We start from the raw sequence: 19066 nt of genomic DNA, 5'->3' as shown, positions 1-19066 counted from the left end.
CCGCCCGGTCAGCTATATACACGGGCAGCTATACAGGTCAGCTATATGTTTGACTCAAGAAAGGCCCGGTACGCCTGAACCGTGGTGTGCAGGTCCGCGCAGCTTGCCAGTTCAAAGGGGCTGTGCATGGAAAGCACGGCCGGGCCAAGGTCAATGACGTGCATGCCGTAGGCCGCCAGAAAGAGCGCCACCGTGCCGCCGCCGCCGTGATCCACGCGCCCCAGTTCCGCCGCCTGCCAGGGGATGTTTTTGCTGTTGAACAGGTTGCGCAGCGCGCCGAAAAATTCGGCATCAGCCTCACTGGCGCCGTATTTGCCGCGCGAGCCCGTGAACTTGGAGAAGCAGGGCCCGTAGCCCATCTGGGCGGCGTTCTGCTTTTCGTGCACTTCCTGGAAATCCGGGTCCAGAGCGGCCTGAACGTCGGCGGAAAGGGCGCGGGTTTCCATAAAGACGCGCGATGCGGACAGGCCCGGAGCCCACGCCTGGGTCAGGTCTTCAATGCAGTATTGCAGAAAGCGCGACGCCGCGCCGGTTGCGCCGTCCGAACCGATTTCTTCCTTGTCCCAGAACATCACCGCCATGCTGCGCCCTGTGGCCTCGGCTTCCAGCAGGGCCTCAAGGGCCGCGAACACGCAGATGCGGTCGTCCTGCCCGTAGCCGCCCACCAGGGCCTTGTCAAAACCCACAAAGCGCGCCGGCCCGGCGGGCACGGCCTGAAGCTCGGCAGTAATAAGGTCTTCTTCGGTGATGCCGTATTTTTTATTGAGGATTTCAAGCAACTGGGCCTTGATGGGTTCCTTGGGCGCGTCGTCTTTTTTGCCCTTGGCGGCCTTGGGGCTGTGCCCCAGAATGATGTTGAGTTTTTCGCCCTCAAAGGCGTCGCTGACGGTCTGCGTTACCTGTTTTTGCGCCAGATGGGGCAGAAGGTCCGCAATGCAGAAGACAGGTTCGCCGGGCTTTTCGCCAATGGTGACCTCAAGCGTTGAACCGTCGGCGCGTATGACAACACCGTGCAGCGCCAGGGGGCGCGCCAGCCACTGGTATTTGCGTATGCCGCCGTAATAGTGGGTTTTGGCCTGCGCCACGCCGGGCTGCTCGATAAGGGGGCGCTGCTTGAAGTCAAGGCGCGGCGTGTCGGCGTGGGCTGCCACAAGGGCAAGCCCCTGATCCAGAGGCAGCGTGCCGCGACGGGCGGCGAAAATGGCTTTGCCGCGCATGGGCCGCATGACGCGGTCGCCGCCGAAATCTTCGCCATAGCCCTGGGCGGCCAGGCGTTCGCGCACGTATTCCACTGTTTCGCGTTCGGTTTTGCAGCGCGTGATAAAATCCATATAACGAAGAGCCAGAGATTCCATATGTTTGCGGGTCTTGGCGTCCGCATCTTCCCAGGCGTTTCTGGGTTTGTAGGTCAGCGTTTTTTCCATAATGTTTTCCTTTATGGCCGCGCTGGGCGGCAATCAATCTTGATACCTATATAAGGCCAGTGGCGGCAAGGGCCAGTGCCTCGCGCAATACTCGCAGCAGTATGGGCCTGTCCGCAGTGTCCAGTGTGCGGGGGTCAAGGCAGAAGCTATCGTCTTCAAGCCGTCCTATGAGGGGCGGATCAGTGCGCAGCAGGGCGGCCTTGAGCGCCGTGGGACTGCATGCGGCAGGCTTGAGGCACACCAGGGTGGTGGGCAGGTCGTACTGGGGAAAGGCCCCGCCGCCCACGCGGGAAACGTCGGCCCGCAGGCTTATGTGGCAGGACGTTTGCGGGCTGGAGTTGAGCCCTCTGCGCAGGGCGGTGGCCAGGGAGCGGGCGTCCTTGTTGAGTTCGTCGGCGGTACGGCAGATCATGCGCAGGGTGGGCACGCTTTGCCGGGCCTTGTCCGGATCAAGATAGAGGCGCAGGGTGGCTTCAAGGGCGGCAAGGCAGAGCTTGTCGCAGCGCAGGGCGCGGGTGAGCGGATTGCTCTTGAGCTTGTCCACCATGCTTTTGCGGCCCGTGATGATGCCGGCCTGCGGGCCGCCCAGCACCTTGTCGCCGGAAAATGTGGCAATATCCGCGCCCTGGGCCAGCACTGAGGGAACCGTGGGCTCATTGGGCAGGCCAGCGGCCGAAAAGTCCGTCAGGCTGCCGCTGCCCAGGTCTTCAATAAGCGGCAGGCCATGCTCCTTTGCCAGCTCCGCCAGTTCCGGCAGGGACACGGCGGAGTGGAAGCCCACAATGCGGTAGTTTGACGTGTGCACGCGCATGAGGGCGCGGGTGTTTTCATTGATGGCCGCTCTGTAGTCGCGCAGATGGGTACGGTTGGTGGCTCCCACCTCGCGCAGGGTTGCGCCGCTTTTTTCCATAACTTCAGGGATGCGGAAGCTGCCGCCGATTTCCACCAGTTCGCCACGCGAGACCACCACTTCGCCGCCCTTGCAAAAAGTGTCCAGCACAAGCAGCACGGCGGCGGCATTGTTGTTGACCACAAGGGCCGCTTCGGCTCCTGTGAGACGGCAGAGCAGGTCTTCCACCAGGGCGTGACGGCTGCCGCGCCCGCCGGTGGTCATGTTCAGTTCAAGGTTGCAGTAGCCTGTGGCGGCGGTGATGACCGCCTCCCGCGCTTCTTTTGCCAGCACCGAACGGCCCATATTGGTATGAACCACAACCCCGGTGGCGTTGAGGGCCGCGCTGAAGCGGCTTCGCAGGCCCGCCCGTACATGGGCCGCAAGGTCCGTCAGTCGGGCTTCAAGCCCCAGTTCATCGGCGGAGCGGTACTGGCCTTCCCGAATGGCCTGCCGCTGCTGGTCCCAGTATGCTGTCACCAGATCCCGCACAAGGGCGCGCGGGGCCTCGGCCATATGGGGATCGGCCTCGTGAAGGGCCGCAAGGCAAAGGTCCACGGCAGGGATGGCGCGAAAGAGTTTATTCATGGGGTTTTTCTCCCTTGAGTTGCGTCCGGGTGATTTGCGTTCTGGGGCGAAAGGTATGCGGGATAGAGGCTGAAGAATTCCGCCAGCAGATAGAGCGAGCCTGTGACCAGTACCGGGCGGCCCGAGCAGCCAGGACAGGCGCGCGCCGCTGCCGCGGCATGGGCCAGAGCCTGTGCCAGCGGTGGAGCATCGGCAGGCGCGCTGGCCGGGCCGTCTTGCGCGTCAGGCATGGCCTGGGCTGTGACCGGAGGCATGGCGTTGAAAAAGCGTGCCACGTCTTGCGCGCTGGCCGCTCTGGGGTTGTCCAGCGGGGGCACGAAGATAAGGGCGTCGCCTGCCTGCTTTTTCAGCATGGCGGCCGCCGTCTGCCAGTCCTTGTCTCCCAGGCAGGAAAACACAATGGCGGCGGGCTGCGTGTTCGCCTGCCGCAAGGCCGCTATGAGTGCGGCCATGCCGTGGGGGTTATGCGCGCCGTCCAGCAGAAAGGGCGGCATGGCGCTCGTGCCGGGCACGTACTGCAGGCGGCCGGGGATAAAGGCCTGGGCAAGGCCGCGCTTTTGCGCCTGTGCGTCCAGCGGGTCCTTGCCGAGCATGGGGGCCAGCATCTGCCATGTTGCCAGCGCGAGGCCAGCGTTGTTTTTCTGGTGCGGCCCGGGGAGCCCCAGTTCCAGGGATGCGTCGGCCGCGCCGGCCCAGATCAGCGGAGCCTTGTGCGCATGCGCGGCTGCTTCAATGGCCCGTGCAGCCTGAGGGAACTGAAAGGTGGAGCATACGGGAGCCGCCGAACGGATGGCTCCGGCCTTGTCTGTGGCGATGGCCGCAAGGCTTCCGCCAAGCACGTCCTTATGGTCCATTGCTATGGGGGTATAGCAGAGCACGTCCGCGCTCACGGCGGTGGTGGCGTCGTGGCTGCCGCCAAGCCCAGCCTCAAGAATGGCCACATCTACCCGCTCTTCCGCAAAGGCCAGCAAGGCGAGCACGGTAAGGAACTCAAAATACGTCAGTTCCGGGGCTGCATCCATGACCTTGTTGGCCTGCGCGGGCCATGATTTCTGCGGCCAGGGCCTGCCGTCGATGCGGATGCGCTCCGTTGGGCTGACAAAGTGCGGGGAGGTGTACAGACCCGTGCGCAGGCCGTGGGCAGCGCACAGGGAAGCAAGAAAGGAGGCGGTGGACCCCTTGCCGTTGGTGCCGAGCACCTGCACCGTCACAAAGGGGGGCCGGACAAGGCCCAGAGCCGACAGGGCGCGCCGCATGCGGTCCAGGCCCATGTCCATATGAAAAAGCCCCAGACTGTCCAGATGCTGTTCAATATGGGTGAAATCACTGAAGTGCTGTCTCATGGGCAGCACGGTACCTTAAAGGCGGGCGGCTGTCAGCGTTCTGTCACCAGTTCGTGCCGCACGGAATTGCGGCAGGGCACTGCCAGAAGTGGCGGAAGGGTAAATTTTCTTTGAAACTGCTTTGGCATCTGCGCGAGTGGGCGTGAGCAGACGCACGCGCCAAGGAGCCACTGCGGTTTATGCGCGCTGCTATGCGCCATAATGCGCCGTAACGGGCGTTCCGTATGCTTTGAGAATTTTATTTCAGGGGAGATATGTTCTGCCGGCTGCATGGCGCTCTGCATGCGCATCACCAGCGCACCAGTGAGTGCAACAGAAGCAGCTGTGATGCCGTGGCATACCCGGCAGGACCAATCGAAGCCATGAAGAAAACGCGGAAAATGCCTCTACGGGCCGAGGCGTGGACGGCAAGGCCTACCGCAACTGGCTGTCCTTGCTGCCACGCCGGTTGTAAAGAGAAACCGCCTGCTGTTCCCTGTCCGCCTCCTGCTGGCAGGCGACGCACAGTCGCACGCCCGGCAGGGCCTCACGCCGGGCCTGCGGGATGGGCTCCCCGCACTCCTCGCAATGACTCAGGCTTTCGCCGCTGGGGAGATTGCGCCGCGCACGGGCGACTTCGTCATTGATGGAATCCTGAATCTGGTCCTGCACTGCGCCGTCACCGGCCCAACCGCTTGCCATGGCGTCCTCTCTGGTGTTTTTTGGCCGCGTTGTCGGCAGCCAGTATGGTGAATATAAGTCCGGGGGCATAAAAAGGAAGCAGCCCGGCTAACCTTGAAGGCCGCCGGGCTGAAAAGCACGTTGCTGGCGTAATTTAGAGCAGTCCACGAATGAAATGAGTTAACTGCTCTGCAAGGATTTTTTTGAAAATCCCTGCCACGAAATGCGAGCAGGCAGGCTTTTGCCTACCGTGCGCGAGCATTTCAAGTGGTAAATGCTCTAACGCTGCACAAAAGTGCAGCGCGCCACAACGTGGCGTGGATTCAGACGCAAATCGCATTTTTCGGCTGAATGAACACTTTGAAATGTGAAGCGTTTCAAAGTTAATCTGCTCTAGTCCGGCAGCAAAATGTCTGTCTGGTATCCGGAAGCCATGCACTGGGCGATAAGCTCTCCATTGCCGTCAAAAACCTTCACGGTATAGCTCTGTATGTGCTGGCCCTTGCGCACCAGATAGGCTTCAGCAGCCAGGGGGCCACATCTGCCGGGACGCAGAAATTCGATGGTGGTCGAAAGGCTCACCACGCCCATATCCTTGCCCGCGTTGGCCGCAGCCCCAAAAGCCACGTCGGCCAGCGAAAAAATGGCTCCGCCGTGGGCGCAGCCCATGCCATTCCTGTGGTTATCGGTAAGGGGCATGGTCACTCTGGCGAAATCCGGAGTGGCGCTTTCAATGGTCATCTGCAGGTATCGTAGTAGCTTGTCGTGTTTTTCGACATAATTTTTCATATATTCTCCAAGGTTGCCAAAAACAAGCCGGAAGCCAAAGGCTTCCGGCATATTGTATGCTGGAGCATATCCGCCACTGCGGAGCGCCTATGTTACTCGACCTGCTGGATGCCGTCCAGTTTCCAGCTGCCGCCCTGCACAGGGCGCATGAAATGCCATACTTCGCGTACGGTGGACGGAGCCTGCTGGTCGGGACTTTCACGCATCAGCACATCAAAAAAGACCTGGGCGTACTGTTCGTTGCCTTCATTTTCCACACCAAGCAGCTGGGCATTGACCAGAAGAATCTCGGTGTTGCCGGGCTTGGGGTCGGCTTCCATCTGTTCGCGCACGGCGTGCTGCACGGCAGAACTGGTGAACTGGGCGATGTCGTCCATGTCGCGTTTGTCCCAGGCTTTTTGCAGCCGGGTGTAGGCCATCTTGGCCCCGCGTAGAAATTCTTCAGCATCAAATCCATCGGGCATGGGAATATTGGGAGCAGCGGCGGCTGCCTGAGAAGGCGAACCTGAACCGTCGCCGCGCAGCACGTCCCATCCGTTGCTGCCCGTGGATTCGCGCTGCATGCCCTGCATGCGGTCATCATACGCGCCACCTTGTTCGCTCCGTGCACCCGCGCCAGCAGGAGCCTGCTGAGCGCGAAACCGGGCAAAGAGCTTGAGCCCGAAAAATACCAGAAGGCCAATGATGATGATATCCATAAAGCCGCCGCCAGAAAAACCGTGACCGCCGAGCAGCGAGCCAAGCAGCGTGCCAGCCAGAAGGCCACCGAAAAGGCCGCCCATACCGCCGAACATGCCGGGTCGGGAAGCCTGAGGCGCAGCCTGGGGCTGATTCATGGACGGCCGTGGCGCTTGCGTGGCGTCCTGACGCATGGTGGGTCTTGGCGCAGGGGTGCTCATAAAGGGCTTGCTGCCAAAGGAACCGCCGCCACCCAGGCGGGCGGCTTCAGTAGCGTCGGGCACGGCAAGCATGATGGAACAGCAAAGAAAGAGGACAATAGTCAGAAAGGCACTCAATTTCATGAACAGCTCCCAGGAGGGGGTTGTTGGTTTGCAGGGTGCGATAGTCGCACGTTCTGTTCAGCCTTACTTACCATAAACATTGTGACAGAAAAGGCAAGAGCCGGATTTCCGGCCGGCCCTGCAGTGACACATCAAAAAAATATTTTTTATGGAGGGTTAGGGTAATTTCATTTTAGAGCATTTTAACTTTGAAAAAGTGTAAATGCTCTAACGCTGCACGAAAGTGCAGCGCGCCACAACGTGGCGTGGATTCAGCCGCAAATCGCATTTTTCGGCTGAATGAACACTTTGAAATGTGAAACATTTCAAAGTTAATCTGCTCTAGAGCGACGTCACTTTGAAATTGCCCTGACGGCTGCGCAGGCAGGACGCGCGCGGTAAAGACACAAGAGCCCTTTGCTGCGCCGCCACTGGCCGTAAGGGGCGTGGCAGTCCTTTGAGCCTGCGCCTATGCAAGGGCAAGCTGCGCCAATCAGCAGTGCACCGCATCAGCGCGAAACGTTTTTCATTTAATGCGCCATGGCGCGTCCACGCGGCTCCAAAGACTATGCCGCACTTACGCCCCGCCTTGAATCAGCGCTTGCGGGCATCGGCAGCGCCGTCCACGTACAGCCAGAAAAGCGCACCGAGATTCAGGGGTTTTGGCTGGCCGTCCGGCCCCTTGAGAGGATCGCCAGGCGCTACTGCCATACAGCACCACCAGCCGGGCTGGTTGAGTATAAAGGAGAACTGGCCAGCCTTGTCGGTGCGCGCCTCCATCTCCTCATGCCAGGGCGTGGGGACGGGGCGTTTTTCCGTGTTGATGCGGACCATGCGCACGGGAGCGTTGGGCAGCGCCTTGCCGTGCAGCAGGGCGACGCCTGTGAAAACGGCGGGCGCGGTAAGGCCAAAGGGACGTGTAAGGGCCTGGATTTCAAACACCTGGCCGACGGGCTGCTCCCACCCTCGTTCCACTCCGTGTACGGGCAGCATGGTCTTTACGTAGTGCTGCAAAAACTGTCCACGGGCGGCGTCCCACCAGGGGCGGCCTTCAATGATGAACTGGTAAAGGCCCGGAGTGGTCAGGGCTACGTTGGCTCCCCAGGCTTTCTGGTCGAGGTAGCCTATTTCTTCCACATCGCCCAGAAGGTCGCGGCGCTCTGGCTGAATGAGGCCGTCCTTGACCGGGCTGGCGTTGTCATAGCGCAAAACAGCGAACAGTTGCGGCATATCCATGACAAGGCTCTGATACTGGAAGGGGCGCATCATGGTGATAAGCACATCAACCTGTTCGTCGATGACGGGAAGTTCCGGGGGCGGCGGTGGCGCGGGGGCCTCGGCAACTGGCGGCGCTCCCTGCGGTGCGGGCGCTTTTACGGCCCCCTGTTCGGCTCCGGGGGCGGCTTTGGCTGTGGGCGCGCCTGCTGGTTCCGGTTTGCGGACGCTGGCGGCGGCCTTGCCAGTGTCAGCGCTTTTTTCCGGTTTGGGCGCAGGCTGTTTGCTTTCCTGCTTTTTGTCGTCGCGCTTGCTGGAAGCGTCTGCCTTGTCGGTTTTGGCCGGAGCCTCGATGCTGGGCTGACTCGGCACCAGCAAGGTTACCTGGGCGTTGGCTGAAACCGCTGTAAAGGCGCAGCACACAACAGCCCACAGGGCAGCGGACAAAATGGCGCCCGCCGTGTGCGGCAGGCTGAATGAAAAAGAAAGGCGCGGCATGAAGGCTCCTGCAATGCCGGATGTGATCCCTGTAGCCCCAGGTTTACCGGGGCCGGGGGCGGAACGTCCCATTTGTGTGAACATAGCAGAACGTTTTCGCATTGTCATGTGGCAGAGCCGTGACTTTTTGGCCCGTTTGCCACCATGGGTGCGTTGTCGCCAGTGAATCCCATATCTTCCTTGGGCGTGCGGGCCACCACCAGCACGTCCACACGTCTGGCTCCCACCTTGAGCAGCGCCAGGCTCGCCGCGCGGAGGGTGCTGCCCGTGGTCATGACGTCGTCCACCAGCCACAGGTGCAACCCTTTTACCTCAGGGGAGGCCGCAAAGCTGTGGCGGACGTTTTCCGGCCGGGAGCGGGCGTTGAGGCCAACCTGGGCAGGACCGGGGCGGGTTCGGCTGAGCAGGTCGGGAAAAAGCGCAAGGCCGGTCTGCACGTGCAGGGCTTTTGCAAGCTCATGCGCCTGATTGTAGCCCCTGTGCCGCAGATGGTCCGGATACTGCGGCACAGCCAGCAGGGCGTCGGGGCCGGGCAGACAGCGGGAGGCTTCCATAAGAAACGCGCCAAGCAGCGGGGCCAGGTAGAGGTGCCCGTCAAATTTGAGCCGCAGAAGCGCATGCCGCAGGGATTCGCGGTACAGCCCGTAAAACGCGGCTTGCGTCCAGGGCGGCGGGTTTGAGAGGCAACGCCCGCACAGGCTGCCCTGGTATGCCTTCTGTGACGTCCCGCAATCCCTTGGGGGCGGAGGGGCGGGCAGACCGCAGGCAGGGCAGCGCGGCCCCCCGTAGGGAACAAGCAGGTCGCGGCACGAGGGGCACAGGGAAGCGGCAGTGTCGAAAATGCCCGCGGGCGGCGACGTGCTATTGGCGGAACTTTTTTCCGCGTCAGGGGTGAAGGGGCGCAGACAATGAAAGCACCGGGCCTGGGCAAGGCCCAGAAAGCGGGCGGCTGTGGAGATTTTGCTGGCGAATTGTAAGCTCATCCGGGCAACCTGACGATGGTATTGCTATCTGGTCAGCAAGCGGGCCAAAAGGGGCAGGTCCCCGGATCGGCGCTGTCAGCAGGAGGCGGACGGGCCGTCCTGGGCGCAGCCCGGACCGGGGCTGGCGGCCGGATTATATCCCGGTATCTTGCCCGCCATGAGCCTGCAACCCCAATCGTGACCCCAGGCGTGCAGCGCGGCGCGAACAGCGGGGCGTTCTTCCAGGTCTTTAACCTTTTCGAGCCCGCGTAGCAGCCGCGTTTCGCTGATTGTCGCGTTCAGCGGAGAAAGAAAATAGCGCAGGGTCAGCAGGGAGCCCGAGAAGAGCAGATTGCCGCGCGGTCTTCCGGCCACCAGGCTCACCAGCGTGGGTTTGATCGGGGGACGGGGGAGCAGGGGCTTGGTTGCCGGGGCGTGGTTTTGGGCGGCCCAGAAACGCTGGGTGCGGTCAATGAGGGCCTTGAAATGCGCGGGCAGGGAATAGAAGTAGATGGGCGCGGATATGAAGAGCAGAGGTGCGGCTTCAATAAGCGAAAATATTTCATCAGCCCTGTCTTTCATGCCGCCGTAATCCCGGCCCGCCAGCGTACATCTGTGTGGCGGCCTGCTACAGCCGCCACAATCGACACAACCCTCGAACGCATAGTCGCGCAAGGCCACAAGCCGCCAGTCGGTTCCGGCCTCGGCTGCCCCTTCGGCCACAAGTCTGGCCACAGAGTCTGACACGCCATCAGGGTGCGGACTGCAAAGAAGGGCTAGTGGTCTGCTCATGGTCTGAACTCACCGCAAAATGGGTTATTGGCGATTTCGTCGCCGATATTGCTTGTGGGGCCGTGTCCCGGATAGACCGTGGTGTCAGCGGGCAGCTTGAAGAGCACATCCTTGACCGAGTGCAAAAGGGTGTCGTGGTCGCCGCCGGGAAAGTCCGTGCGCCCGATGGAGCGGTAGAACAGGGCGTCACCGGAAAAAACAGCATGCTCGTCAGGGAAATAAAGGGAGACGCCGCCGGGGGTATGCCCAGGCGTTCTGAGCACATCGCAAACCATGTCGCCGAAGACTGTCCTGCCCATGGGCATGGGGCTGGCCGTAAACTCCGGAACCGGCGGAAAGCCCCAGACGCCGCCCTTGCCGGATTCCGTGCCCGCGAGGCTGTCGTCGTCCTGTGGAATGTATATGATCGCGCCGGTGGCTTCTTCCAGAGCGGCCACACCGTACATATGGTCGAAGTGGCGATGCGTTATGCAGATGGCGTCAAGCTTCAGGTTGTGTGTATGCAGGTATTCCAGCATAGGCGCGGGGTCGCCGCCTACGTCAATGGCCACGGCCCTGGAAGTTTTATGGATAAGATAGCTGTTGGTCTGTAAAGGGCCTATGGGAAAAGCAGCAACTGCCATGTGGGTTTTCCTTGTATGTGGGGATTGCGGTTCGGAGGTCGGCGGTACGCAGCGGATCCGCAGCGCGTTAACAACTTTCGCAGACCAGATACTACCCTCTTAATTTTCGCTGGGCAAGCCTGTGCAGGGTGTTTGAGGCGCCAGAGGCGGTTTTTCAAGATATTTTCTAGACAAGCTCCTGCCAGCGAACTACACTGCCGCCATAAAACAGAGTATGCTGAGCGCAGAAGGATTTCAGGAAATGACCCGGAACACAACGCGAAAAAACGCCGGAGCGAGCGACAAGGGCAAGGGCCATGATATGCCGGACTCCCCGCCCGACGCAACCGCCCAGGCGGATCCGTCAGCCGTGGCGCCCCACCCGGACTGGACGGACTGGACGGGCGGGACAGAGAAATTCTGGGGAGCGTCAGTGCATGGCGACAGCGGCCTCACGCGGGAGTGGTCTGAACTGCGGGCCATACAAAAGCTGGCCCGCGAAGACCTCATGGAAATGGAAGGTCTGCTGTGCCGCCAGTTATCGGCGTTCTTAAGCTTCAGCGGTCACGCGCTCTATTTTCCCAGAGAGCACACCCCGGAAGAACCACGGCTGTTGACGCGCGAGCGCAGGCTGCTCTTGCCCCTGCACTGGGGCGGGCGTCAGCTTGGCATGGTCATGCTGCACGGCGTGCGCGCCCGTGAGGTGCGGCCTCTTTTGAAGGTGTTGCCCGCCCTTGCCTCCCTGTGTCTGGAAAATCTGGCCCGCGCCAAGGCTGTGCGCACGGACGCCGTTACTGCTCTTGCCACGGAGGAAAGTCTTTTTGCCCGTATGGAGGGCGAGGCTGAAAGGGTGCGAGCCCATTTTGAAGAACCCTCCGCGCCGGAAGGCCTTGCAGCCCCCATGTACCGCATGTGTATGGGCATAGTGCTGCTGCGCCTTGGCAACGGGCCTGATATTATCCGGCGGCATGGCTACGCCTTTGGCGAAAATGTCATGCGCCAGCTTGCCGCCGCCTGTCGCGCCGTTCTGCCTTCAGACGTGCTTGCCGCGCGGGTGGGAACGCACGAAATGGCACTTTTGCTTTCCGCCAGCGGGCGCGGCGCATGCCATAAGCTGGCCTGCGCCGTTCTGGCCCGCATGCAGGCGTTGCGTCCCGTGCCGCCCCTCACAACACAGGGCGTGGCTCCACGCCTGTGCGCCGGGCACGCCCTGTATCCGCAGGACATGCAGGGATCTGAAATGAGGATTGGCATGTATGAGCAGGCCCGGCTGCTCATGGCCAGAGCACGGCTGGCGGCGGATGTTGCGGGTCAGACCGCCGCCGGCGCGGCGGGCAACCGTTCCGGCGAGGGGCGCGTCATGCCCTTTGCCCGCATCCTGCAAGAGGGCGGGCTTGTGCTGGAAACACTGCCGGTGGGCCGTCTGCGCATCAGCCTTGGGCGCCAGGCCAAGGCCCGTGAAGGCATGCGCTTTGCGGTATGGAGCGCCGAACCCGGCCAAAAGCCGCGCCACAAGGGTGAAATTGTGCTGCTGCGTGTGGGCGACAGGGATTCCATTGCCGAAATTCTGCACCTGGCCGACACCACATTTCTGCCCGCGCCCGGCGACAGTCTGGCGCTTCTTGGGCAAAGTCCTGTGCTCAGTCCTGACCTCGACGGGCATGATCCCGTGCTGCATTTTTCCGACGCGCAGGGCATGCATTCCTTGCCGTCCGTTACTGCCGGGCAACAGAACGCCGCCGCTGCTCCGCCTACCGAAACAGCCGGGCACGCGCGGCAGCTTGAAACAGGTTCCGCCGACTCCGCCAATCGTGCGGCAGACGCCCTGGATGCCGTGAATGTCGTGGATGCCGGGCAGGCCGAGCAGGCGGCGCTGTGCGGTCACGGTGATTTTCTCAACCGCTTCGCGCAGGAAAGCGAGCGCCGCGCCCGATTTGTGCTCGCCATTGTTCGCATGGAAGGCGCGTCGGGCTCCACGGCGGCAACAGCCCTGCGCTTGTGGGAAAAACTGCTGCGCGGGGAGGCCCCCCACGATGCGGGAGCCGCTCCCCTGGCCGGGCTTTATGGCAGCAACAGTCTTATTTTTTTCCATCCCGGTGCAGAGCCGCAGAACGTCGTGCCCCTGTATGAGGCCCTGTGCTCGGCCCTGAAAGATGAGGGCGTCGACGCCGCGGCAGGTCTGGCCGCCTTTCCCTTCCTGCAGTATCGAAAGGCCGAAATGCCCGACTGCGCCCTCAGGGCTCTGGAGTACGCCCTTCTTCTGCCGCATCCAAGAGTGGGGCAATGCAACTCGCTGGCCCTGAACATCAGCGCCGATCGGCGCTACAGCCTTGGCGACGTGTTCGGCGCGCTTGAGGAATACAAGCTCGCCCTGCTGGCGGACGAAACCAACGTCATGGCCTGGAACTCCCTTGGCGTGTGCATGGCGGCCCTGGGACGCAGGCATGAGGCACGCAGGCATTTTCTTGAGGCTCTGCGCCATAAACCGGACGAAAGCACAGCCACGCAGATTAACTACAATCTCGGCAATGTCTGCCAAAGCCTTGGGGAGCGCCGCGCCGCCGCCCGCTATTACCGACAGTGCGTCAAGACTGCGCCTGACCATCTGTTTGCCCATATACGTCTCGGGCAGTTGTGCGAGCAAAGCGGCAGAAGGGCCGAAGCCCGCCGCTATTACGAACTGGCCGCCGCCATTGAAGACGCCGCCCCCGGACGGCCCGGCGTGGCCAGGCGGCATCTGGCCCGTGTGGCCGCCCGGCAGCGCAAGGGCGGCGAAGCCCGTGAACTGCTGCATGAAGCCTTGTTGCGCAATCCGCAGGATGCGGCCTCCATGCTGCTGCTGGCCAATATCTACCTTGACGGCAACGAAGACCCGGCCATGGCGGAACTGCTGGCCCGCAAGAGCGCGGGCCTGCACGACAGGCCCGAGGCATGGCAGACCCTGGCCCGCGCCCTGCGAGCTCTTGACCGTGAAGACGAGGCCCGGCTGGCCGAAGCCAGGGCCGTGTTGGGCTGAGACGTAAAACGAGTTGGTTTTTATGGAAAAAGGGGCGGCTAGGCCGCCCCTTTTTACGTGCTTCAGGGTGCTATTGTTGTGGGATGTTTTGTGGGGGAGGGACCCTTTTGCAAAAGGGTCTCCTCCCCCACGCCCCCACCCCCTAAAACCTCCATTCGGCGGCTGCGGGGGGCAGGCGTTCATTCTAGAGCAATTTCATAATGAAATTGCTCTGGCGGCTGCGTGAGCAGACGCCCGCCACGGAGGCGTAAGCGCAGCTTCAGCCGTTGCCCGCAGGGCTTACGGATGAAGACAGCACCGCTATTTATTTGCGCTGTTAAACGCCGAAGTGAGCGTGCCTCAAACTTTGAAAATGTATATTTTCAAAGTTAATCTGCTCTAGAGCATTTTAACTTTGAAAAAGTGTAAATGCTCTAACGCTGTACGAAAGTGCAGCGCACCACAACGTGGTGTGGAGTCTGCCTAAAATAGCATTTTCGGCTGAATGAAAACTTTGAAATGTGAAGCATTTCAAAGGTAATCCGATCTAAAGGGCCACTCCGGCAATGAGCGCCGCGCCGCTCAAAAGATAGCATTTACGCACCAGATGTCCGTATGCGTCCAGAGGCAGCCAGTCGCCAGCCTGTGCCGCAGCCATATGGCGGCAGGCCCGCAGGTAGAAGGGCAGGCCCAGCAAGGCCAGTGCCACAGGCCAGGCAGCCAGTCCGGCCGCCCACAGGTTGAGCAGCAGCAGCCATACGGCGGGCCACCACAGGCGGAAGACAAGCGCGGCCTTGTCCTTGCCAAGCCTGTTGGCCAGGGTGTGTTTGCCGGCGGCAAGGTCTGTTTCGATTTCAGGCAGGCTCTGGTAGTACAACACGCCCGCCACCATAAGGCCTATGGGAAGCGCCAGCGCCATGCTGCGCGGGTCAAAGCTTTGCAACAGCAGGGATGTGCTGGCGCAGACCATGATAAAACCCATATTCAGGCAGACGAACAGCTCTCCGAGCGCCCTGTGCCCGTAGCGCAGGGGCGGGGCCACATAAAAAATGGCAGAGGCCACGGCAAAAAGGCTCGCGGCCCACAAACCGCAGCGCAGACCTGCGGGCGCGAGAACTATGAGCAGTCCGCCCACGGCAAGTGTGGCGGGGGTAAGCAGCATAAGCGCCACGGAAAGCTGGCGGGGGCTGATGGAACCGTTCTGGATAACGCGTGATCCGCCAATATTGTCGCCGCCGTCCACACCAAGGATATGGTCGAAGAGGTCATTGGCAAAGTTGGCGATGGTCAGCCCCATAAAGCAGCCGAGCAGAAGAAGTCCGTAAACAGTCCACTGTTGTGGGCTGATCCGTCCCTCAAGACGAAAGGCAAAGGCAAGGGCCAGGGTTACCGGAATGGCCGCCGTGATGAAAAAGGGCGGTCGGCAGGCTTGCCACCATGCGCGCAATATCTCCGCGCCCGACAGGCGAGGCGCATTGTCGGGCCGCCCTTGCCAGGCGGCCCGCAAAAGACTGCTATATTCCATGCCTATGCCTCTTCCGTACTCCAGACGTAGGGAATGGACGGATCATTCATGGGCAGGCGCTGGCCTTCTGTCGGATCGTGGGGAATATCCGCGCAGTTGCAGATGAGGGCAGGCGCGTCGCCCATGGCCGTGAAGCCGTACCACACGCCCGTGGGGATGCGCAGCAGGGCGTAGTTGTCGGGCCTGCCCAGAGCCAGTTCGCACACAACGCCCCTGGTGGCGGAGCCTTGCCTGTCATCATACAGCACGATGCGCAAAAGGCCGGAGGGAACGGCAAAGTGCTGCACCTGGCGGGTGTGGCGCTTCCATGCCTTGACGTGGCCGGGCAGAACTTCGGAAAAATATATTTCACCGAAGCACTGGCGAAAATCGGGCAGCAGGGCGGATTCGGGGCGCAGCATACGCATCACCGGGCCGCCGGGAGTGGGGATCACCGCCAGCGGTTGCAGCAATGCGCCTTCAATGCCCACATCCCGCGCCATACTTTCTGAAGCTTCCATTACTTTACCCACACCTGCCCGCGCTGTTCGGCGGCGTTCACATAGGCCGAAATCTGGCCCAGCGTGAAGTCCAGCATGTTCTGCGGTTTTTTCCCGCCTTCACCCTGATAGAAGCAGTGGTACCACTCCGCGGTGTAGCGGATGGTTTCTTCAAAATTGAGCGTGGCCTTCCAGCCCAGGTGGCCCAGGGCCTTGTCGCAGCAAAGCTTGAGCAGGGTGCATTCCTTCATGCCTGCCTGCTCGGCCTTGTCCATTTCGCTGTTGAAGCCGGGCCAGTGCATGGCCAGGGCTTCGACCACTTCGGCCACGGTATTGTTCACATCAGCGGCAGGGCCGAAGTTGTACGCCTGGCCGCGCAGGTCAAAGGGGCTGTTCTGTCCAAGAAGGAGCCGCGCGCCCAGCCACAGGTAGCCCGAAAGAGGCTCCAGAACCAGCTGCCAGGGGCGGGTGGCCCAGGGGCTGCGGATCTGCACCGGCTGGCCTGCGGCCCAGGCACGGGCGCAGTCGGGCACAATGCGGTCTGTGGCCCAGTCGCCCCCGCCGATGACGTTGCCCGCGCGCACCGTGGCGCAGGCCGGGCCGTCCTTGAAAAAGCTTTCAAAATAGGAATGCGCGATGATCTCGGCGCAGCTTTTGGAAGCGGAGTAGGGGTCGTGCCCGCCAAGGTGGTCGGTTTCGCGATAGCCCCACACCCATTCGTCATTGCGGTAGCACTTGTCCGAGGTGATCATGACAACAGCGCCAACGTCGGGGCAGGCGCGCACGGCCTCCAGCATGTTGAGCGTGCCCATCATGTTGGACTCAAACGTGAGCGCCGGATCGTCATAGGATTTACGCACCAGAGCCTGGGCGGCCAGATGAAAGACCGCGTCCGGGCGGAACTGGCGCACGGCCCGCACAAGGGCATCGCGGTCGCGTATGTCGCCGCGCAGGTCTGCCTCAAGATGCGCGCCAAGGTTCATGGCGCCGTAATGCGAAGGGTGGGTGGGCACGTCGTCGGAAAAACCGCCCACCACAGCGCCCATCTGGCTCAGCCATGCCGCCAGCCAGGAGCCTTTGAAGCCCGTGTGCCCGGTTACGAAAACCCGGCGTCCCTTGTATGCGTTGGCAAACATGGTTTGCTCCTTCAGAAATGGTTGCAGCACGACAGGACGGAGGCAGGCGCAACTATGCCCCGCTCGATCCTGACGCGTCTGGCGTGAAATGCGGGTTTACACCCAGAAAGCGCGGCCGGAATCCCAAAGCTCGTTGAGCTTGATGGAGTCGCGCAGCGTGTCCATGCACTGCCACTGGCCGGGATGCGGGTACATTGAAAGCTGCCCTTCAGCCGCAAGCCTTTGCAGGGGTTCTTTTTCAAGGTCGCAGCTTTCATCTTCGCTGAGGTAGTCCAGAAACTCCCGCTTGAAGACAAAAAAGCCGCAGTTGATATATTCGTCCAGTACGGGTTTTTCTTCCCATGAAAGGATTTTGCCCTGGTCATCGGTGCGCACGGTGCCAAAGCGCGAGGGCATGCGCACGCCCGTGAAGGTGCCGATGCTGCCGGACTGCTTGTGGAACTCGATAAGCTTGTGCAGGTCGATGTCCGCCACGCCGTCGCCATAGGTGACCATGAAGCTGTCGGTGTCAATATACTTGGCCACACGTTTGAGCCGGCCGCCTTTGAGGGTGTCCTCGCCTGTGTCGCACAGGGTGACGCGCCAGTCTTCAATGTGACTCGGGTAGGTGGTGATGTCTCCGTTTTTCAGATCCACGGTAAAATCCGTGTTCCGGATATTGTAGTCATGAAAATACTGCTTTATGACCTGCCCCTTGTAGCCCAGCGGCAGCACAAAATCCTTGAAGCCGAAGCGGGCATAAATGGACATGATGTGCCACAGCACGGGCCGTCCGCCGATCTCGACCATAGGCTTGGGTTTGACCGAGGTTTCTTCGCGCAAGCGCGTGCCCTTGCCGCCACACATAATAATGACTTTCATGTAAGTGCCTCCTGACGCTGCGCCTCAGTCACAATGCCGTGCGCTGCTCGTGGCCCATGTGTAGCAGAAGGCCGGGAGGAAAAAAAGCCCTGTGGCGGAGCGGCGGCCCCTATGCATTGGAGCGGTTGCATCGTGAAGCCGCCCCGCCAGCGTATGCGCATGAGCGCGTCATTACGGCGCAAACGCGGTGTATCCACGCTGTTATGCGCCAAAGTGGCCGTATGCGGACGTTGCGGATATATATTTCAAAGTTGATTTGCTCTGGCGCGCACGAAAGTGTATAGAAAACTTGTGGCGTTCCGGATTCGCTTGTTGACGCAGCCTGGCCTGTGCCTTGGGCAAATTTAAGATGACATTGCCTGTGGCCTGTTCACGCGGGCAACAGCCACAAAGAAGCGAACGCTGGTTTATGGCGCTGTTGCGCAGTAAGGTGAACGACGTGAACCTTTGGGGATGTCTGTTCTCAAAGTGTAAAAGCTCTAACGCTGCACGAGAGTGCAGCGCGCCACAACGTGGCGTGGATTCAGCCGCAAATCGCATTTTGGGCTGTATGAAGACTTTGAAATGTGAAGCATTTCAAAGTTAATCTGCTCTAGATTTTCCAAGAGGTGTGTATGAAAATGGATAGCCGTTCCTCGCGTTATTTCTTCGTATTGCTTATCCTGGCGGCGCTGGTGGCCGCCTGCGTATCCTCCGGGCCGCAAAAAGCGCTTAACGGTATGGCCGAGGCTTTGAAAAAGAATGACAGTGCCGCCTTTCTGGCTGGTATGGACATGAAGAGCTTTGCCAACAATGAGATGAAGAATCTTGCCAGGGAAGAAGCCCCGCTGGGGCTTTTGGACAGCCTGGGCCGCTCGCTCGGCATTGGCGGCATGGACGAGATTCTGGGCAGCATCGTGGATATGGAGTCGCGTCTGCACAATCAGTTCAACCGTGGCGTCAGCACGGGTGAGCTTATGGCCCAATGCCGTGAGGCCGAGACGCCCAATTGCCCCTGGGTGCCTGAAAGCCTGAATAACGCCAAAATTACGGAAATCGGCTCCGGCGCCGCCGTGGCCCAGGTGACCACCCCCGCCCGCATGACAAGCTGGCTTGCCCTGCGCAAGGTTGGCGACAGGTGGCTGGTGGTGGGGCGGGCCGTTATGGAAAACACGGCCCGTGAGTATGCCGTCGGAAAAAGCGCGCCCGCCGTCCCCGCCGCGCCCGCCGTGCCTGGTGAACCCAAGCCGCAGCCCGCGCCGGAAAAACCCGCCCCCGGGCAGGACACGATGGCTGGCGATACGCAGGGCGTCACCAAAATTTAAGGA

Annotated in this window: 16 protein-coding genes; 2 read left to right on the top strand and 14 right to left on the bottom strand. The window is 61.2% G+C overall.

Annotated elements, in window-relative coordinates; translation table 11 throughout:
• Window positions 1-41: 41 nt before the first annotated feature.
• From ACZ5DH_RS08205 to ACZ5DH_RS08160, 10 genes are all read right to left on the bottom strand, one after another.
• Window positions 42-1424 (bottom strand): aminopeptidase, encoded by a 1383-nt coding sequence (locus ACZ5DH_RS08205; protein ID WP_464253844.1) that lies wholly within the window; start codon window positions 1422-1424, stop codon window positions 42-44.
• 46 nt (window positions 1425-1470) lie between these two features.
• Window positions 1471-2901 carry an L-seryl-tRNA(Sec) selenium transferase gene (selA, locus tag ACZ5DH_RS08200; protein ID WP_464253843.1) on the bottom strand — a complete coding sequence of 477 codons (1431 nt, stop codon included), beginning with the start codon at window positions 2899-2901 and terminating at the stop codon, window positions 1471-1473.
• On the bottom strand, window positions 2898-4244 hold the full coding sequence (locus ACZ5DH_RS08195) for a bifunctional folylpolyglutamate synthase/dihydrofolate synthase (protein ID WP_464253842.1): 1347 nt from the start codon (window positions 4242-4244) through the stop codon (window positions 2898-2900). Before ACZ5DH_RS08195 ends, selA begins: the two co-directional genes overlap by 4 nt.
• A 414-nt stretch (window positions 4245-4658) precedes the next feature.
• On the bottom strand, window positions 4659-4925 hold the full coding sequence (locus tag ACZ5DH_RS08190) for a DksA/TraR family C4-type zinc finger protein (protein WP_320352761.1): 267 nt from the start codon (window positions 4923-4925) through the stop codon (window positions 4659-4661).
• Window positions 4926-5297: 372 nt separating this feature from the next.
• Window positions 5298-5693: a PaaI family thioesterase gene (locus tag ACZ5DH_RS08185; RefSeq protein WP_464253841.1), complete on the bottom strand. Its 396-nt coding sequence runs from the start codon at window positions 5691-5693 to the stop codon at window positions 5298-5300.
• Between the two features lie 92 nt (window positions 5694-5785).
• Window positions 5786-6715, bottom strand: coding sequence for a Tim44 domain-containing protein (locus ACZ5DH_RS08180; RefSeq protein ID WP_464253840.1), 930 nt, complete (start codon window positions 6713-6715; stop codon window positions 5786-5788).
• Between the two features lie 573 nt (window positions 6716-7288).
• A complete protein-coding gene (locus ACZ5DH_RS08175) occupies window positions 7289-8407 on the bottom strand; it encodes a DUF4198 domain-containing protein (protein ID WP_464253839.1) in 1119 nt (372 codons plus the stop codon).
• Between the two features lie 104 nt (window positions 8408-8511).
• Window positions 8512-9390, bottom strand: a complete 879-nt coding sequence (locus ACZ5DH_RS08170; RefSeq protein ID WP_464253838.1) for a ComF family protein — start codon at window positions 9388-9390, stop codon at window positions 8512-8514.
• 75 nt (window positions 9391-9465) lie between these two features.
• A complete protein-coding gene (locus ACZ5DH_RS08165; RefSeq protein ID WP_464253837.1) occupies window positions 9466-10161 on the bottom strand; it encodes a flavodoxin family protein in 696 nt (231 codons plus the stop codon).
• A complete protein-coding gene (locus tag ACZ5DH_RS08160; RefSeq protein ID WP_464253836.1) occupies window positions 10158-10784 on the bottom strand; it encodes an MBL fold metallo-hydrolase in 627 nt (208 codons plus the stop codon). Before ACZ5DH_RS08160 ends, ACZ5DH_RS08165 begins: the two co-directional genes overlap by 4 nt.
• A gap of 241 nt (window positions 10785-11025) precedes the next feature.
• On the opposite strand from ACZ5DH_RS08160, the gene ACZ5DH_RS08155 reads away from it, so the two are divergent.
• Complete coding sequence (locus ACZ5DH_RS08155; protein ID WP_464253835.1) at window positions 11026-13779, top strand: diguanylate cyclase domain-containing protein; 2754 nt, start codon at window positions 11026-11028, stop codon at window positions 13777-13779.
• A 526-nt stretch (window positions 13780-14305) separates the two neighbouring features.
• Here ACZ5DH_RS08155 and ACZ5DH_RS08150 read toward each other — a convergent pair.
• From ACZ5DH_RS08150 to rfbF, 4 genes are all read right to left on the bottom strand, one after another.
• On the bottom strand, window positions 14306-15283 hold the full coding sequence (locus tag ACZ5DH_RS08150) for a prenyltransferase (RefSeq protein ID WP_464253834.1): 978 nt from the start codon (window positions 15281-15283) through the stop codon (window positions 14306-14308).
• Between the two features lie 2 nt (window positions 15284-15285).
• The gene (locus ACZ5DH_RS08145) at window positions 15286-15783 is read right to left on the bottom strand and encodes a cupin domain-containing protein (protein ID WP_464253833.1); all 498 of its coding nucleotides are present in this window, start codon (window positions 15781-15783) and stop codon (window positions 15286-15288) included.
• A complete protein-coding gene (gene rfbG / locus ACZ5DH_RS08140) occupies window positions 15783-16898 on the bottom strand; it encodes a CDP-glucose 4,6-dehydratase (protein WP_464253832.1) in 1116 nt (371 codons plus the stop codon). The genes ACZ5DH_RS08145 and rfbG overlap by 1 nt, the downstream gene beginning before the upstream one ends.
• Before the next feature lie 96 nt (window positions 16899-16994).
• Window positions 16995-17759 (bottom strand): glucose-1-phosphate cytidylyltransferase, encoded by a 765-nt coding sequence (rfbF, locus tag ACZ5DH_RS08135; protein ID WP_464253831.1) that lies wholly within the window; start codon window positions 17757-17759, stop codon window positions 16995-16997.
• A 614-nt stretch (window positions 17760-18373) separates the two neighbouring features.
• Here rfbF and ACZ5DH_RS08130 point away from each other — a divergent pair.
• Window positions 18374-19063 (top strand): hypothetical protein, encoded by a 690-nt coding sequence (locus ACZ5DH_RS08130; RefSeq protein ID WP_464253830.1) that lies wholly within the window; start codon window positions 18374-18376, stop codon window positions 19061-19063.
• Window positions 19064-19066: the final 3 nt, after the last annotated feature.

This window comes from Desulfovibrio simplex, from assembly GCF_055387835.1.
This window is presented reverse-complemented; position numbering and strand designations above follow the sequence as displayed.

Excerpts from the sequence above, each read along its gene's own strand:
- ACZ5DH_RS08180 (WP_464253840.1), bottom strand. The coding sequence starts at position 6,715 with ATGAAATTGAGTGCCTTTCTGACTATTGTCCTCTTTCTTTGCTGTTCC.
- selA (WP_464253843.1), bottom strand. The coding sequence starts at position 2,901 with ATGAATAAACTCTTTCGCGCCATCCCTGCCGTGGACCTTTGCCTTGCG.
- ACZ5DH_RS08205 (WP_464253844.1), bottom strand. The coding sequence starts at position 1,424 with ATGGAAAAAACGCTGACCTACAAACCCAGAAACGCCTGGGAAGATGCG.
- ACZ5DH_RS08155 (WP_464253835.1), top strand. The coding sequence starts at position 11,026 with ATGACCCGGAACACAACGCGAAAAAACGCCGGAGCGAGCGACAAGGGC.
- ACZ5DH_RS08165 (WP_464253837.1), bottom strand. The coding sequence starts at position 10,161 with ATGAGCAGACCACTAGCCCTTCTTTGCAGTCCGCACCCTGATGGCGTG.
- ACZ5DH_RS08130 (WP_464253830.1), top strand. The coding sequence starts at position 18,374 with ATGAAAATGGATAGCCGTTCCTCGCGTTATTTCTTCGTATTGCTTATC.
- ACZ5DH_RS08175 (WP_464253839.1), bottom strand. The coding sequence starts at position 8,407 with ATGCCGCGCCTTTCTTTTTCATTCAGCCTGCCGCACACGGCGGGCGCC.
- ACZ5DH_RS08190 (WP_320352761.1), bottom strand. The coding sequence starts at position 4,925 with ATGGCAAGCGGTTGGGCCGGTGACGGCGCAGTGCAGGACCAGATTCAG.
- ACZ5DH_RS08170 (WP_464253838.1), bottom strand. The coding sequence starts at position 9,390 with ATGAGCTTACAATTCGCCAGCAAAATCTCCACAGCCGCCCGCTTTCTG.
- rfbG (WP_464253832.1), bottom strand. The coding sequence starts at position 16,898 with ATGTTTGCCAACGCATACAAGGGACGCCGGGTTTTCGTAACCGGGCAC.
- ACZ5DH_RS08185 (WP_464253841.1), bottom strand. The coding sequence starts at position 5,693 with ATGAAAAATTATGTCGAAAAACACGACAAGCTACTACGATACCTGCAG.
- ACZ5DH_RS08195 (WP_464253842.1), bottom strand. The coding sequence starts at position 4,244 with ATGAGACAGCACTTCAGTGATTTCACCCATATTGAACAGCATCTGGAC.
- ACZ5DH_RS08160 (WP_464253836.1), bottom strand. The coding sequence starts at position 10,784 with ATGGCAGTTGCTGCTTTTCCCATAGGCCCTTTACAGACCAACAGCTAT.
- ACZ5DH_RS08145 (WP_464253833.1), bottom strand. The coding sequence starts at position 15,783 with ATGGAAGCTTCAGAAAGTATGGCGCGGGATGTGGGCATTGAAGGCGCA.
- ACZ5DH_RS08150 (WP_464253834.1), bottom strand. The coding sequence starts at position 15,283 with ATGGAATATAGCAGTCTTTTGCGGGCCGCCTGGCAAGGGCGGCCCGAC.
- rfbF (WP_464253831.1), bottom strand. The coding sequence starts at position 17,759 with ATGAAAGTCATTATTATGTGTGGCGGCAAGGGCACGCGCTTGCGCGAA.